This window comes from Duganella sp. GW821-FHT07G03 (assembly GCF_059418605.1).
The window spans coordinates 42044-55156 of sequence record NZ_JBWKQE010000004.1 but is presented as its reverse complement, the minus strand read 5'-3'; the positions used below and the strand labels follow the sequence as shown (position 1 = coordinate 55156).

Below are 13113 nucleotides of genomic sequence, written 5' to 3'. Positions count from 1 at the left end.
AACGATGTATGTTGAAATTTTATTTGAATGCTTGCGGCATAGTCTGTGCGATGGGTGACAGCCCGGCGCAGGTCAAGGCGCGCCTGTACGCGGGCGAGACCGGCGTGGCGGCGACCGACAGCTGCTCGCCCGGCCGCGAGCTGCCGCTGGGCCGCGTGCGCGGGGAACTGCCGTCCGTGGGCCACCTGCCGCCATCGCAGCGCAGCCGCAACAACGCGCTGGCGCTGGCGGCGCTGGCGCAGATCCGTCCCCAGGTCGATGCCGCCATCGCGCGCTACGGCGCCGACCGCGTTGGCGTGGTGCTCGGCACCAGCACCTCCGGCATCGGCGAGACCGAGCTGGCCATCGCCCGCCATGTGGCCGAAGGCGCGCTGCCGCCGGACTTCTGCTACGGCCACCAGACCATGGGATCGCTGGCCGAGATGCTGGCGCGGGAACTGAACCTGGCCGGTCCGGCCTATGTACATTCCAGCGCATGCTCGTCGAGCGCCAAGGCGATGGCCGGCGCCGCGCGCCTGATCAAGATGGGCTTGTGCGACGTCGTGCTGACCGGCGGCGTCGATTCGCTGTGCTCCTTCACGGTGGCCGGCTTCGCCGCGCTGGACTCGGTCAGCGCGGCGCAGTGCAATCCGATGAGCGCCAACCGCGACGGCATCAACATCGGCGAGGGCGCGGCGCTGTTCCTGATGAGCGGCGAGGCCGCGACGCCGACGGCGGTTGCCTTGCTGGGCTGGGGCGAATCGTCGGACGGCCACCACATGTCGGCCCCCGACCCGGCCGGCGTGGGCGCGCGGCTGGCGATGACGCAGGCGCTGGAACGCGCCGGCGTGACGGCGGCGCAGATCGACTACATCAACATGCACGGCACGGCGACCCGGCAGAACGACGCGATGGAGTCGGGCGCGATCGCTGCCTTGTTCGGCCTCGAAGTGCCGGTCAGTTCCACCAAGCCGTTCACCGGCCATACGCTGGGCGCGGCGGCCGCGATCGAAGCGGCGTTGTGCTGGCTCGCCATGCAGGACGATAACCCGCAGGGCCGTCTGCCGCCGCACCTGTGGGACGGCGCGGCCGATCCGGCGCTGCCGGCGCTGAACCTGGCGGCGCCCGGCGCTGCGCTGGGCCGTCCGTTGCGCCATGTGCTGAGCAGCTCATTCGCGTTCGGTGGCTCCAATGCGGCGCTGCTGCTGGGGAGGACCGCATGACGATGCCCGATGTGCGCGAACTGGTGCCGCATACCGGCCAGATGATGCTGCTCGACCGCGTGCTGAGCGCGGACGTCGATGACCTGTGCGCCGAAGTGCGCATCCACGCCGGCAGCGTGCTGGGTGGGGAAGAGGGCGTCGGCGCCTGGGTCGGCATCGAATACATGGCGCAGGCGATCGCCGCGCATGCCGGCTGGCTGGCTTTGCAGCGCGGCGAGGCGGTCAAGGTGGGCTTTCTGCTCGGATCGCGCAAGTATGCCTGCGGCGTGCCGTTGTTCGCCAACGGCAGCGTGCTGCTGGTGCATGTGCATCGGGTGCTTCAAGGCGAGAACGGCCTGGGCGCGTTCGACTGCCGCATCGACGTCGCCGGCGGCGCCAGCGCGGTGGCGACGGCCACGGTGACGGTGTTCCAGCCAGATAATGTCAATCAATTTCTCAACGATGGAAACGCAGTATGAATCAGAATAAGTCCATGAGCGTGCTGGTGACGGGGTCGTCGCGCGGCATCGGCAAGGCGATTGCGCTGCGCCTCGCGCGCGACGGCTACGACGTGGTGCTGCATTGCCGCAGCCAGCGTGCCGAGGCCGACGCGGTCGCGCAGCAGATCGCCGAGATGGGCCGCGCGGTGCGCGTGCTGCAGTTCGATATCGGCGACCGCGCCGCCACCGCCGCCGCGCTGGAGGCGGACATCGCGCAGCACGGCTGCTACTACGGCGTGGTGTGCAATGCCGGGGTCGCGCGCGACAACGCCTTCCCGGCGATGTCCGGCGAGGACTGGGACATCGTGCTGAAGACGAACCTGGACGGTTTTTACAACGTGCTCAATCCGCTGGTGATGCCGTTGGTCCAGCGCCGCAAGCCGGGCCGCATCGTCACGCTGGCGTCGGTGTCGGGATTGATCGGCAATCGCGGCCAGGTCAATTACAGCGCGGCCAAGGCCGGCATCATCGGCGCCACCAAGGCGCTGGCGCTGGAGCTGGCCAAGCGCGCCATCACCGTCAACTGCGTGGCGCCGGGCTTGATCGAAACCGACATGACCAGCGAGGTGCCGATGGAAGAAGCGCTGAAGATGATACCGGCGCGCCGCGTCGGCAAACCGGAGGAGGTGGCCGCCGCCGTCAGCTTCCTGATCGGCGAAGAGGCGGGCTACATCACGCGCCAGGTCATCTCCGTCAACGGCGGCCTGGCATGAGCCGCCGCGTCGCCGTCACCGGCATGGCCGGCATCAGCCCGATCGGCAACGACTGGGCCACGATACGCGAGCGCCTGGGCCAATACCGCAACGCCGTGGTGCGCATGGCGGAGTGGGAGGACTACGAGGGGCTGAACACGCGCCTGGGCGCGCCGGCCGCGCCGTTCTCGCTGACTGAACGTTATAACCGCAAGGCGATTCGCAGCATGGGCCGCGTCGCGCTGATGGCCACGCGCGCCAGCGAATTGGCGTTGGCCGATGCCGGACTGCTGGAGCACCCGCTGCTCAAGGGCGGCGACATGGGCGTGTCCTTCGGTTCGTCGGCGGGCACGCCGAGCGCCATCGGAGACTTCGGCCGCATGATGGAGGAGCGCACCACCAAGGGCATCAACGCCACCACCTACATCAAGATGATGGCGCACACGGCGCCGGTGAATATCGGCGTCTTCTTCGGCATCACCGGGCGCGTGATCACCACGTCCAGCGCCTGTACCTCCGGCAGCCAGGGCATAGGCTACGCCTACGAGGCTATCCGCGGCGGCAAGCAGCTGGCGATGGTGGCCGGCGGCGCCGAGGAGCTGTGCGCCACCGAGGCGGCGGTGTTCGACACCCTGTTCGCCACCAGCACCCGCAACGACGCCGGCCACACCACGCCCCGGCCGTTCGACGGCGGCCGCGACGGCCTGGTGATCGGCGAGGGCGCCGGCTGCCTGATCCTGGAAGACCTGGCGCACGCGCAGGCGCGCGGCGCCGCGATCCACGCGGAGCTGGTCGGCTTCGGCACCAACAGCGACGGCTGCCACGTCACCCAGCCGAATGCGGCCACCATGCAGAAGGCGATGCAGCTGGCTTTGCAGGACGCCGGTTTGCAGCCGTCCGATATCGGCTATATCAACGCGCACGGCACCGGCACCCACCAGGGCGACATCGCCGAGTCGCAGGCGACGCTGGCGGTGTTCGGCGGCCGGACGCCGATCAGTTCCCTCAAGAGCTACACGGGCCACACGCTGGGCGCCTGCGGCGCGCTGGAAGCCTGGATCAGCATCGAGATGATGCGCGAGGGCTGGTTTGCGCCGACCATCAATCTGGACGCAATCGATCCGGCTTGCGCGGCGCTCGACTACATCGTCGGCGAAGGCCGGCAACTGCAGTGCGAGTACGTGATGTCGAATAACTTCGCTTTCGGCGGCATCAACACGTCGCTGATTTTCAAACGCTACGTCAAATAAGATGAGCGTCGCGGCCGCGCTCTGGATGACCGACGTCGACGGCATGGCGGACGGAGATCTGCTGCGCCTGCGCGGTTGGCTGTCGGCCAGCGAGGAGGCGCGCTGCCGGCGCTTTGTCCGCACCCAGCGGCAGCGCCAGTTCGTCGCCGGCCGCGTGCTGTTGCGCATGGCGCTGGGCTCCCTGCTGGGCGTGGCGCCGCGCGACATCGAATTGGAAGACAGGCCCGGAGCCGCGCCGTTGCTGAAGGCGCCCGTGCCGCGAGGACCGCTGCCAGGCTTCAGCATCGCGCACAGCGGCCGCTGGGTGGCATGCGCGGTGAGCGCGCAGACGGCGCTGGGACTGGATATCGAAGTGCGCGATGCGCGGCGCGATCTGGCGGCGCTGGCGGCGCAGGCCTTCGACGCGGACGAGCTGGCGCAGTGGGCGGCCTTGGATGAGGCGCAGCGTGTCGCCGGCTTTTACAGTTTGTGGAGCGGGAAGGAAGCGCGCTTCAAGCTGGGCGAGACGGCGCGGGCGCATCGGCTCGATTTGCCGCATGAGGAATTGTCGGTGGTGTTGTGCAGCGCGTTGCCGTTGAAGGTGCCGCCACGGATAGAGTTGATTACGCTGCCGTGATCAGCGCCACAGCCAGTTCCATATGCCCGGCAAGGGTGGTTTGACGCTGGCGTTGTCGACGGTGCTGGCCAGCGCGGCGCGTTCCAGTTCCTCGCGGTCGTCGTAGAAAGGCTTGGTGGCCAGCGGGACCTCGAGTTCGCGCGCGACGTCGAGCAGGATCTCCATGTACTCCTGGATGTGGCGCGAGGTGTAGGTGTTCACGTCGTGGAAGGTGACGACCACCGGCGTGCTGCCGTCAACCGTGGGCATGGCGCCGGCGGCCCAGCGTTTGCGGGTCTCGGCCAGGTGGGTGAGCATGTTGGAGCGCTTGTGCCAGCTGAAGTTGACGCCGTAGATCTTGCCATCGTTGGCACTGAGGTCGGTCAGCAGCATGCGCATGCCGTGCTGGTGGTAGGAGGCCAGCGTATCGGCATCGTAGGCCCAGAACGGCGGCCGCACCAGCTTGGGCGCGACGCCGGTGACGGTGGTCAGGTCGTCGACGCCGCGCTGCATCGATTCGTCCAGCTCCGCGCGGCTCATGAGGCGGTGGTTCGAATGGAAGGTGGTGGCGCTGTGCAGCGCGACCACATGGCCTTCGTCGTATTCGCGTCGTATCAGGGCCCGGCCGACCGCTGTGCCGCCGCCATGCCAGGCGCGGGTCTGGGTGAAGAAGACCGCCTTGATGTGGTCCTGCAGCGGATTCTTGGCCAGCGTTTCAAGGATATGCACGGTCGGATTGTCGCTGTCGGCCGCCGCCGGGCCGTCGTCGAAGGTCAGCAGGAAGCGTATTGGAGCGAGCGCCGCATCCTGGGGCGCGGCGCAAGGGCTCAACAACATAGCGCAGAGTACAAGCAGCAGGCGGGAAAAATGGTTGGACACGGGCGGTCGGCATGGCGCAAGGAATGGGACCGATATTGTACGTGGATTTCCCGCCGCAGCCGCATTCTTGAGGACAAGTGGCTTAGTCGTCCAGGCTCCACACATACTGCATCCTGGTCCAGGATTGCTGCGGCACGCCGTCCACGGTGCCGGGCTTGAACTTGCACAGGCCCAGGCCGGTCTGGGCCGCGCGGTCCAGTTCGCGGAAGCCGCTGGATTTCTCCACCTTCGAATCGGTCACCCGGCCGTCGGTGCCGATCAGCAGTGCCAGCGTGACGACGCCGGTATCGCCGTTGCGCAGCGCGGACTTGGGATAGTCCGGCTTGGCGCAGGCCTTGGCGTCCACCACCGCCGCCACCAGCAGCGGCGCCGCTTTCACCACTGTCTTCGCGCCCGGTTCGGCGATCCCCGGCTGGGATGGCTGGGAGGGCGGCTGCTCCGTCAGCGGCCGCGCCGTCACCGGCGGCGGGCTGGACGGCAGTACCGGCGTTTCCACCTGCGGCACGAAGATGTCCGGCGGGGCCAGCTTGGGCAGCGGCACCTCGGGCGGCAGCACTTTCGGTGGCGGCGGCACGGGCGCGGTCGGCGTCAGGTCGATCACCGATTCCCTGATTTTGAACACCGTCAGTTTGGAGCCGTGCAGGAAGGCCGCCAGCAACGCCACGTGCAGCAGGGCCACGACGGTGAGACCGGTGAGATTCTTTTTCTGATGCATATGTGCTCCTTGGTGGTGGGTGGGATTGCTATGTCTTGGAAGTATACTATTCCATGTCATAGCAAAATAAAAGGATATTTCTGGAATATTTTGCGCCGGGATGGTGTGGTATGCTTCCACTATCGGGTAGTAAATATTCCAGGAGGTAGCAGTGAAGAAGATACGGGTCATGCTGGCGGACGATCATCCGATCGTGATGACGGGCTTCGCGATGTCGCTCGAAGGGCAGGGGCTGCACGTGGTGGGGCAGGCGCGCACGCCGGAAGAGGCGCTGGAACAGTACCGGCAGCTCAAGCCGGATGTGGCGGTGCTGGACATCCGCTTCGGCGAGCAGCTGACCGGCCTGGACGTGGCCAAGCAGATCCTGGCGCAGGCGCCGGACGCCGCCATCGTCTTCCTCAGCCAGTTCGACCAGGATAGCCTGATCAAGGAAACCTACCGCCTCGGCGGGCGCGCCTTCATGACCAAGGATTGCGACCCGGCCGACCTGGCGGCGGCGGTGCGGCGCGCGCATGACGGCGAGTTGTACTTCCTGCCGCAGATCGCCGAGCGGCTGGCCAACCTGTCGGTGCGCGGCGACGCTTCGCCGCAGTCGCAGCTGGACGAGCGCGCGCTGGAAATCTTCACGCTGATGGCCGAGGGCCTGACCAACGCCGAGATCGCCGAGAAGCTCGACGTCTCCACCAAAACCATCAGCAACATCAGCCAGGCGGTGAAGGAGAAGCTTGGCGTGCACCGGCCGGCCTACATCACGCGGCTGGCCGTCAAGCACGGCCTGATCGAGCCGTAAGGACATGCGTTTCGATTTTTGGCGCCAATGGAGCGTGCGCGCGCGGCTGCTGTGCGTCACCGTCATCCCGCTGGCCTATATGTTCAGCACCTTCGTCTGGTACGCCTACCATTCGCGGCTGTCCGAAGTGCGCGAGGAGATGGCCGAGCGCGGCCCGCTGGTGGCCAAGGTGCTGGCCGAGAGCAGCGAATTCAGCCTGCTGTCGCGCCGCTACGATGATCTGCGGCTGACCATCAACGGCCTGCTGCGCTCGGACGCCAGCATCGATCGCATCGAAGTGCTGGACGCGCAGCGGCATGCGCTGGTGCAGGCCGCCGCGCACGCGCCGGGCCAGCCGGACGCCCGCTACTACGAGGCGCCGGTGCTCAAGCGGCTGATGTTCGTGACCATGCTGGCCGCCGACGGCAAACCTTACCTGAAGAACCAGCCGGCCGGCGCCAGCAGCGTCGCGGTCGAGACGATGGGCTATGTGCGGGTGACGATGTCGCCGTCGGCGCTGCTGCTCAAGCAGACGCGCCGCTTCTACGTCGAGCTGTTGGTGGCCAGCCTGGGCCTGATGGCCTGCGCGCTGCTGGCGTGGCAGCTGTCGACCGGCTTGAACGCGTCCTTGCAGGCGTCGATGCAGGCGCTGCGCGCGGCCGACGCCGAAAAGCGCCGCCTGATCCGCAAGGTCAACACCGCCGTCGAGGATGAGCGCAAGAGCATCGCGCTGGAGATCCACGATGAACTCAACGCCACGCTGATCGCCGCGCGGCTGGAGGCGCAGCGCATCGTCGACGTCAGCGAGCCGGGCGAGGTGCGCGAGCGCGCGCAGTCCATCATCAAGCTGGCGCTGGGACTCTACAACAGCGGCCGCACGCTGGTGCGGCGCCTGCGTCCCGAGGTGCTGGACATGCTGGGCCTGGACGGCGCGGTGGAGGAGATGGTGCGCCACTACGATCGCGCGCACGCCGGCTGCCGCTACAGCTTCCGCGCCGACGGCGACTTTGCGCGGCTGGAAAGCGGCATCGGCATCTCGGCCTACCGCATCATGCAGGAAGCCCTGTCCAACATCGCCAAGCACGCGCGCGCCACGCAGGTGACGGTGAGCCTGTCGCTGGACGGGGCGGGGCTGGGCATGGAGATCGCCGACAACGGCAGCGGCTACGACGCGGCGCTGGCCTCGCCCGGCATCGGCATCGTCGGCATGCGCGAGCGGGTGGCCGCCTTCGACGGCCGCATCGACATCAGCACCGCCATCGGCGCCGGCACGCGCATCGCCATCTTCATTCCGCAGGCATGAGCCCATTCGGTGTATAGTCAAACCGTGACTTCAACGCGAGATTCATTATGGAAACCGCAGTCGTTGCTGATACTGTCCGTCCGCAACTAGAGCAGTTGCTGGCGGCCTATTCGGAGGGCCGAATCAGCCGCAGCGAACTGGAGCAGTCCAGCGGGCTTTGGTTCGGCGAGATATTGAACGAGCTGGCCCGTCACGGCCTGCCTTTGCCGCGCGTTGACACCCGCTTGCATTTCAACGAGGCACAGCGCAATTTGTTCGAACGGGTGTTCGGATGAACATCGCCTTGATCGTGACGGACGCCGGGCCGCTCATTACGCTGGCGGTAGCCGATGCGCTCGACACGCTGACCTTGCTGGGTGTACGTGTCGTCATTCCGGACATGGTGCGGTTCGAGGTCACGCGCCACGCCGGCAAACCGGGCGCGCAGGAGCTGCTTGCGTGGCTGGATCTCAATCTCGACGCCGTGGAAATCGGCGACACCGAGGAGTATGCCGAGTTTTCAGCCTTGCTGGCGCTGAACCCGGCGCTGCGCACGCGCAATCGCGGCGAAATGGCTGCGGCCGAAATTTTGGCCCGCGAACTGGCGGATGGCATCGATGCCGGTCTACTGCTATTTGAAGACTCCGATGTTCGCAAGACCAATTTCCTGGTCCGTATTCCCGACAACGTCTTGATCCTGTCGACATCGACCTTCCTGCACGGCCTTCAGCGGCGGCAGCTGATTCCCGACGCCGAGCTGATCCTCGACCGTGCCACCGCGATACGCGGCCAGACCGCGCGTGCTGCCGGCGCGCTTGCCAGCAGCGGAGCCGAGGATATCCTGAGTGCGTGGTTGGATTGATCTGGCGCTAGCTTGTTGCTTGTCGGCATGTTTGGATCGCGTGGCATGGGGTTATAATCCGTTCAACCTTTCCGTAACACCCACCAGAACGGATGCCGCAGACATGAGCCAGCCCAATCAGTTTTCCCTGTTGACGCAACGCCGCTTCGCGCCGTTTTTCTGGACCCAGTTCCTCGGCGCGTTCAACGACAATCTGTTCAAGACCGCGCTGGTGGTGATGCTGACCTTCGATGCGATGAGCTGGACCACGCTGTCGCCATCGCTGATCACCAACCTGATCCCCGGCCTGTTCATCCTGCCCTACGTGCTGTTCTCGGCCACCGCCGGCCAGCTGGCCGACAAGTTCGAAAAGTCCGGCCTGACCCGCTTCGTCAAATGGCTGGAAGTGGCCATCATGTGCATCGCCGGCCTCGGCTGGATGACCCACACCCTGTGGCTGCTGGTCACCGCCGTGGTCGGCATGGGCGTCCACTCGACCCTGTTCGGCCCCGTCAAGTACGCCTACCTGCCGCAGCAGCTCAAGTCCGAAGAACTGATCGGCGGCAATGGCGTGACCGAGATGGGCACCTTCGTCGGCATCCTGCTGGGCGAGATCCTGGGCGCGGTGCTGGTCGTGCAAAAGCCCAACGGCATCGCCTTCGAAGCCGTCGCCACCATCGCCGTGGCGCTGCTCGGCCTGATCGCCAGCTACCGCATCCCGCTGGCGCCGGCGCCGGCGCCGGAGCTGAAGGTGAGCTGGAACTTCATCGGCGAATCGTTCCGCAACATTAACTTCTCGCGCAAGAACCGCGTGGTGTTCCTGTCCATGCTGGGCAACTCCTGGTTCTGGTTCTACGGCGCGCTGGTGCTGGCGCAGTTCCCGGTGTACGCCAAGGACTACCTGCACGGCGACCACAGCGTGTTCGTGTTGCTGCTGACGGTGTTCTCGCTGGGCGTGGGCAGCGGCTCGCTGCTGTGCGAGCGCCTGTCCGGCCGCAAGGTGGAAATCGGCCTGGTGCCGTTCGGCTCGATCGGCCTGTCCATCTTCGGCGCCGACCTGTATTTCTCCAGCCAGGGTTTCGCCGCCGGCGCCGCCGCGCTGGCGGCCGGCCCGCACCTGGACGCCTTCGCCATCATGGTGCAACACGGCATGTGGCGCATCCTGGGCGACGTGCTGTTGATCGGCATGTTCGGCGGCTTCTTCATCGTGCCGCTGTTCGCGCTGATCCAGACCCGCTGCGATCCGGCCCACATGTCGCGCACCATCGCCGGCATGAACATCCTCAACGCGCTGTTCATGGTGGCCGCGGCCGGCCTGGCCATCGTGCTGCTGGGGCAGGGCTTCACGATCCCGCAGCTGTTCCTGGTGACGGCGCTGCTCAACGCGGTGGTGGCGGTCTACATCTTCTCGCTGGTGCCGGAGTTCCTGATGCGCTTCCTGGCCTGGATGCTGATCCACACCGTGCACCGCGTGCGCCTGATCGACGCCGAGCGCATCCCGGCCGAAGGCGCGGCGGTGCTGGTGTGTAACCATGTCAGCTACGTCGACGCCATCGTCATCGGCGCGGCCAGCCCGCGGCCGATCCGCTTCGTGATGGACCACCGCATCTTCAAGCTGCCGCTGCTGGGCTGGATCTTCCGCACCGCGCGCGCGATCCCGATCGCGCCGGCCAAGGAAGACCCGTGGCTGATGGAGAAGGCCTATGTCGACATCGCCCAGGCACTGCACGAGGGCGACCTGGTGTGCATCTTCCCGGAAGGCCGCCTGACCAGCACCGGCGAGATCAACGAATTCAAGGGCGGCGTGTCCAAGATCGTCGAGCGCACCAAGGTGCCGGTGATCCCGATGGCGCTGCGCGGCTTGTGGGGCCATCTGCTCAGCCGCAGCGGCGCCAATGTGTTCGAGCGCGCCTTCCGCACCGGCCTGCGTTCGCGCCTGGCGCTGGCGGTCGGCGTGCCGGTGCCGCCGCAGGACGTGACGCCGGAAGGCTTGCAGGAACGCGTGCTGGAACTGCGCGGCGACTGGAAGTGAATGCCACTTACTAGTTGTTACAAAGTTATTGCAATTTTATATAGGTTTTCTTTAAACTAAGTATCGATGCCTTGCCAGGGCGTCGACTACTTTAGGGAAAACCATGAGCATACAAAAATATCTGCTGGCCGCGCTGTCCGCGACCGGCGTGCTGACGCTGGCCGCCTGCGGCGGCGGCGACTTCATACCCAACCCGTACCAGTTCCCGGACAAGGGCACGCCGGTAGCGTCGACGGTGACGATCGATTTCAACACCGGCATCGACGGCTGGCGTGCCGACGTCGCCGACTACACCAACAAGGACCGGCCGACCGAGGTCGCTTCCGGCTGGAAGGACTTGCCGGCGCCGCTGAGCGGCAAGGGCTACTACCTGGCCGCGCGCAACAACAGCGACGACGTGCTGAGCTACGTCACGCGCCAGCTGGAAGGCTTCGTGCCGACCACCAAATATTTGCTGAGCTTCGAGCTGCGCTACGCCACCGACGCGGCCACCGGCTGCATGGGCGTGGGCGGTTCACGCGGCGACAACGTGTACATGGTGGTGGCGGCCAACTACTACAACATCAATACGGTGGAAGGGCCGGTCGGCCAGTTCCGCATGAACCTGGACCGCGGCAACCAGGCCGTTTCCGGCAAGGACGGCAAGGTGCTGGGGACGCAGGGCATCCCGGGCCTGGACTGCGCCGGCGGCAAGTGGGCCAGCACCACCCGCAAGTCGAGCGAGGCGATCGTGGTGACCAGCGACAAGGACGGCCGCTTCTGGATCGCGCTGGGCGCCGATTCCGGCTTCGAAGGCAGCAACGCCTTCTACCTGCAGGGCGCGACCATCGACATCAAGCCGCTGTAAGTCAGCGCGCCGCCTGCACCTGTTCGCGGTTCTGGCGCGCGCCGGCCAGGCGCACGATCTGGTCCAGCTCCACCGGCTTGACCAGGTGGTGATCGAAGCCCGCTTCGCCGGAGCGGCGGCGGGCGTCGCCCTGGCCCCAGCCGGTCAGCGCGATCATCAGAATGCCGTCGGCGCCGGGGCGCTGGCGGATCGCCCGCGCGGTTTCGTAGCCGTCCATGCCGGGCATGCCGAGGTCGAGGATGATCAGGTCCGGCGGATGCTCGGCGCTGGCGGCGATGGCGCTGGCGCCGTCGTACACCGCGTGCGCGTCGAAGCCGTCGATCTCCAGCAGCGCCGCCAGCGAATCGGCGGCGTCCTGGTTGTCGTCCACCACCAGCACCTGCAACTTGCGGCCGTCGCCGTCGCCGGCGGCCGCCGGCAGGGCCGTGTCGCGCGCGGCGCCGCCCAGCACCGGCAGGCGGATCGCGAATTCGCTGCCCTGGCCGGGCCCGGCGCTGCTGGCCTCGACCGAGCCGCCGTGCATCTCGGCGAAGCGGCGCGCCAGGCTCAGGCCGATGCCCAGGCCGCTGGAGAACTGGCCGGCCACGGTCTTGCTTTGCTCGAACATGCGGAAGATGCGTGGAATCGATTCGGCGTCGAGGCCGATGCCGTTGTCGCGCACCGTCACCAGCAGCTCGTCGCCGTGGCAGCTGGCGGCCACCGCCACCCGGCCGCCCTGCGGCGTGAACTTGACCGCGTTCGACACGATGTTGGCGACGATCTGCACCACCCGCGCGTAGTCGGCGTCGAGCAGGACGTCGTCGGCCGGCAGCTGCCAGGCGATGGCGATGCGCTTGGCCTCGGCCGCTTGCAGGCACAGCTCGCCGACGTGGTTCATCGCGGCGGCCAGGCTGACCTGCTGGCGCTGCAGCGTGATCTTGCCGCTGGTGATGCGGGCCACGTCGAGCAGGTCGTCCACCAGCCGCGTCAACAGCCGCACCTGGCGCTCGACCATGTCGCGGATGCGCGCCACCGGCGGCGCGTCCGGATACATATGCGTGAGCAGCGAGACCGAGGTGCGGATCGGCGCCAGCGGATTGCGCAGCTCGTGCCCCAGGCTGGCGAGGAACTCGTCCTTGCGGCGCGCCGCCTCGCGCACCTGGTACTGCTTGTGGCGCGCGCGCAGCGTGGCGTGCACGGCCGTGATCAGGGTCAGCGTGCGCACCGGCCGCTCCATCAGGTTCAGGTTGCCCAGGCCGGCCACGGCCTGGCGCACCGTCGGCGAATCGGCGCCGCGGTGGGTCAGCAGGATGATGGGCAGGTCGGACCAGTCGGGCTGGCGCGCCACGTGCTCCTGCAGCAGCTTGTAGCCGCCCGGCGCCAGCGCTTCCTCCACCGTCAGCACCGCGCCCGCGCCCCGTTCCAGCTGCGCCGCCAGCTCGGCCAGCGTGCGGCAGACGTGGCTGTGGATGGCCGCCATCGCCAGCACCTTGGCCGCCAAGGTGGCGTCCTGGCCGGTCGGCGCGTAGATCAGGATGCGCGTTTCCATCG

14 protein-coding genes are annotated in these 13113 nt (G+C 67.2%); 11 read left to right on the top strand and 3 right to left on the bottom strand.

Annotation, left to right across the window (positions count from 1 at the left end; translation table 11 throughout):
- Window positions 1-8 precede the first annotated feature (8 nt).
- From AC07OK_RS07440 to AC07OK_RS07420, 5 genes are read left to right on the top strand one after another with little or no spacing between them, the layout of a single operon-like run.
- Window positions 9-1202: a beta-ketoacyl-ACP synthase gene (locus AC07OK_RS07440; RefSeq protein WP_494689714.1), complete on the top strand. Its 1194-nt coding sequence runs from the start codon at window positions 9-11 to the stop codon at window positions 1200-1202.
- Window positions 1199-1660 (top strand): hotdog family protein, encoded by a 462-nt coding sequence (locus AC07OK_RS07435; RefSeq protein WP_494689713.1) that lies wholly within the window; start codon window positions 1199-1201, stop codon window positions 1658-1660. The genes AC07OK_RS07440 and AC07OK_RS07435 overlap by 4 nt, the downstream gene beginning before the upstream one ends.
- Window positions 1657-2394: a 3-oxoacyl-ACP reductase FabG gene (fabG, locus tag AC07OK_RS07430; RefSeq protein ID WP_494689712.1), complete on the top strand. Its 738-nt coding sequence runs from the start codon at window positions 1657-1659 to the stop codon at window positions 2392-2394. Before AC07OK_RS07435 ends, fabG begins: the two co-directional genes overlap by 4 nt.
- Window positions 2391-3623 carry a beta-ketoacyl-ACP synthase gene (locus AC07OK_RS07425; protein ID WP_494689711.1) on the top strand — a complete coding sequence of 411 codons (1233 nt, stop codon included), beginning with the start codon at window positions 2391-2393 and terminating at the stop codon, window positions 3621-3623. The genes fabG and AC07OK_RS07425 overlap by 4 nt, the downstream gene beginning before the upstream one ends.
- 1 nt (window position 3624) lies before the next feature.
- Window positions 3625-4239 (top strand): 4'-phosphopantetheinyl transferase family protein, encoded by a 615-nt coding sequence (locus AC07OK_RS07420; RefSeq protein ID WP_494689710.1) that lies wholly within the window; start codon window positions 3625-3627, stop codon window positions 4237-4239.
- On the opposite strand, the gene AC07OK_RS07415 is transcribed toward AC07OK_RS07420, so the two are convergent.
- Both AC07OK_RS07415 and AC07OK_RS07410 read right to left on the bottom strand, forming a co-directional pair.
- Complete coding sequence (locus tag AC07OK_RS07415) at window positions 4240-5055, bottom strand: polysaccharide deacetylase family protein (protein WP_494689709.1); 816 nt, start codon at window positions 5053-5055, stop codon at window positions 4240-4242.
- Window positions 5056-5179: 124 nt separating this feature from the next.
- Complete coding sequence (locus AC07OK_RS07410) at window positions 5180-5812, bottom strand: energy transducer TonB (protein ID WP_494689708.1); 633 nt, start codon at window positions 5810-5812, stop codon at window positions 5180-5182.
- A gap of 151 nt (window positions 5813-5963) precedes the next feature.
- On the opposite strand from AC07OK_RS07410, the gene AC07OK_RS07405 reads away from it, so the two are divergent.
- The 6 genes from AC07OK_RS07405 to AC07OK_RS07380 all read left to right on the top strand — a co-directional run bounded on the left by AC07OK_RS07405 (window position 5964) and on the right by AC07OK_RS07380 (window position 11583).
- Window positions 5964-6602 carry a response regulator gene (locus tag AC07OK_RS07405; protein WP_494689707.1) on the top strand — a complete coding sequence of 213 codons (639 nt, stop codon included), beginning with the start codon at window positions 5964-5966 and terminating at the stop codon, window positions 6600-6602.
- A gap of 4 nt (window positions 6603-6606) precedes the next feature.
- On the top strand, window positions 6607-7884 hold the full coding sequence (locus AC07OK_RS07400) for a sensor histidine kinase (protein WP_494689706.1): 1278 nt from the start codon (window positions 6607-6609) through the stop codon (window positions 7882-7884).
- A 47-nt stretch (window positions 7885-7931) separates the two neighbouring features.
- Window positions 7932-8159 carry a hypothetical protein gene (locus tag AC07OK_RS07395; RefSeq protein ID WP_494689705.1) on the top strand — a complete coding sequence of 76 codons (228 nt, stop codon included), beginning with the start codon at window positions 7932-7934 and terminating at the stop codon, window positions 8157-8159.
- Entirely contained in the window at window positions 8156-8725 is a 570-nt protein-coding gene (locus AC07OK_RS07390; protein ID WP_494689704.1) for a PIN domain-containing protein, read from the top strand. The genes AC07OK_RS07395 and AC07OK_RS07390 overlap by 4 nt, the downstream gene beginning before the upstream one ends.
- 103 nt (window positions 8726-8828) lie before the next feature.
- On the top strand, window positions 8829-10736 hold the full coding sequence (locus AC07OK_RS07385; RefSeq protein WP_494689703.1) for an MFS transporter: 1908 nt from the start codon (window positions 8829-8831) through the stop codon (window positions 10734-10736).
- Window positions 10737-10839: 103 nt separating this feature from the next.
- Entirely contained in the window at window positions 10840-11583 is a 744-nt protein-coding gene (locus tag AC07OK_RS07380; RefSeq protein ID WP_494689702.1) for a hypothetical protein, read from the top strand.
- A gap of 1 nt (window position 11584) precedes the next feature.
- Here AC07OK_RS07380 and AC07OK_RS07375 read toward each other — a convergent pair whose 3' ends face one another.
- The gene (locus AC07OK_RS07375) at window positions 11585-13111 is read right to left on the bottom strand and encodes a hybrid sensor histidine kinase/response regulator (protein ID WP_494689701.1); all 1527 of its coding nucleotides are present in this window, start codon (window positions 13109-13111) and stop codon (window positions 11585-11587) included.
- Window positions 13112-13113: the final 2 nt, after the last annotated feature.

Coding starts and splice junctions, on each gene's coding strand:
- AC07OK_RS07440 (WP_494689714.1), top strand. CDS start 9: ATGTTGAAATTTTATTTGAATGCTTGCGGCATAGTCTGTGCGATGGGT.
- AC07OK_RS07435 (WP_494689713.1), top strand. CDS start 1,199: ATGACGATGCCCGATGTGCGCGAACTGGTGCCGCATACCGGCCAGATG.
- fabG (WP_494689712.1), top strand. CDS start 1,657: ATGAATCAGAATAAGTCCATGAGCGTGCTGGTGACGGGGTCGTCGCGC.
- AC07OK_RS07425 (WP_494689711.1), top strand. CDS start 2,391: ATGAGCCGCCGCGTCGCCGTCACCGGCATGGCCGGCATCAGCCCGATC.
- AC07OK_RS07420 (WP_494689710.1), top strand. CDS start 3,625: ATGAGCGTCGCGGCCGCGCTCTGGATGACCGACGTCGACGGCATGGCG.
- AC07OK_RS07415 (WP_494689709.1), bottom strand. CDS start 5,055: ATGTTGTTGAGCCCTTGCGCCGCGCCCCAGGATGCGGCGCTCGCTCCA.
- AC07OK_RS07410 (WP_494689708.1), bottom strand. CDS start 5,812: ATGCATCAGAAAAAGAATCTCACCGGTCTCACCGTCGTGGCCCTGCTG.
- AC07OK_RS07400 (WP_494689706.1), top strand. CDS start 6,607: ATGCGTTTCGATTTTTGGCGCCAATGGAGCGTGCGCGCGCGGCTGCTG.
- AC07OK_RS07395 (WP_494689705.1), top strand. CDS start 7,932: ATGGAAACCGCAGTCGTTGCTGATACTGTCCGTCCGCAACTAGAGCAG.
- AC07OK_RS07390 (WP_494689704.1), top strand. CDS start 8,156: ATGAACATCGCCTTGATCGTGACGGACGCCGGGCCGCTCATTACGCTG.
- AC07OK_RS07385 (WP_494689703.1), top strand. CDS start 8,829: ATGAGCCAGCCCAATCAGTTTTCCCTGTTGACGCAACGCCGCTTCGCG.
- AC07OK_RS07380 (WP_494689702.1), top strand. CDS start 10,840: ATGAGCATACAAAAATATCTGCTGGCCGCGCTGTCCGCGACCGGCGTG.
- AC07OK_RS07375 (WP_494689701.1), bottom strand. CDS start 13,111: ATGGAAACGCGCATCCTGATCTACGCGCCGACCGGCCAGGACGCCACC.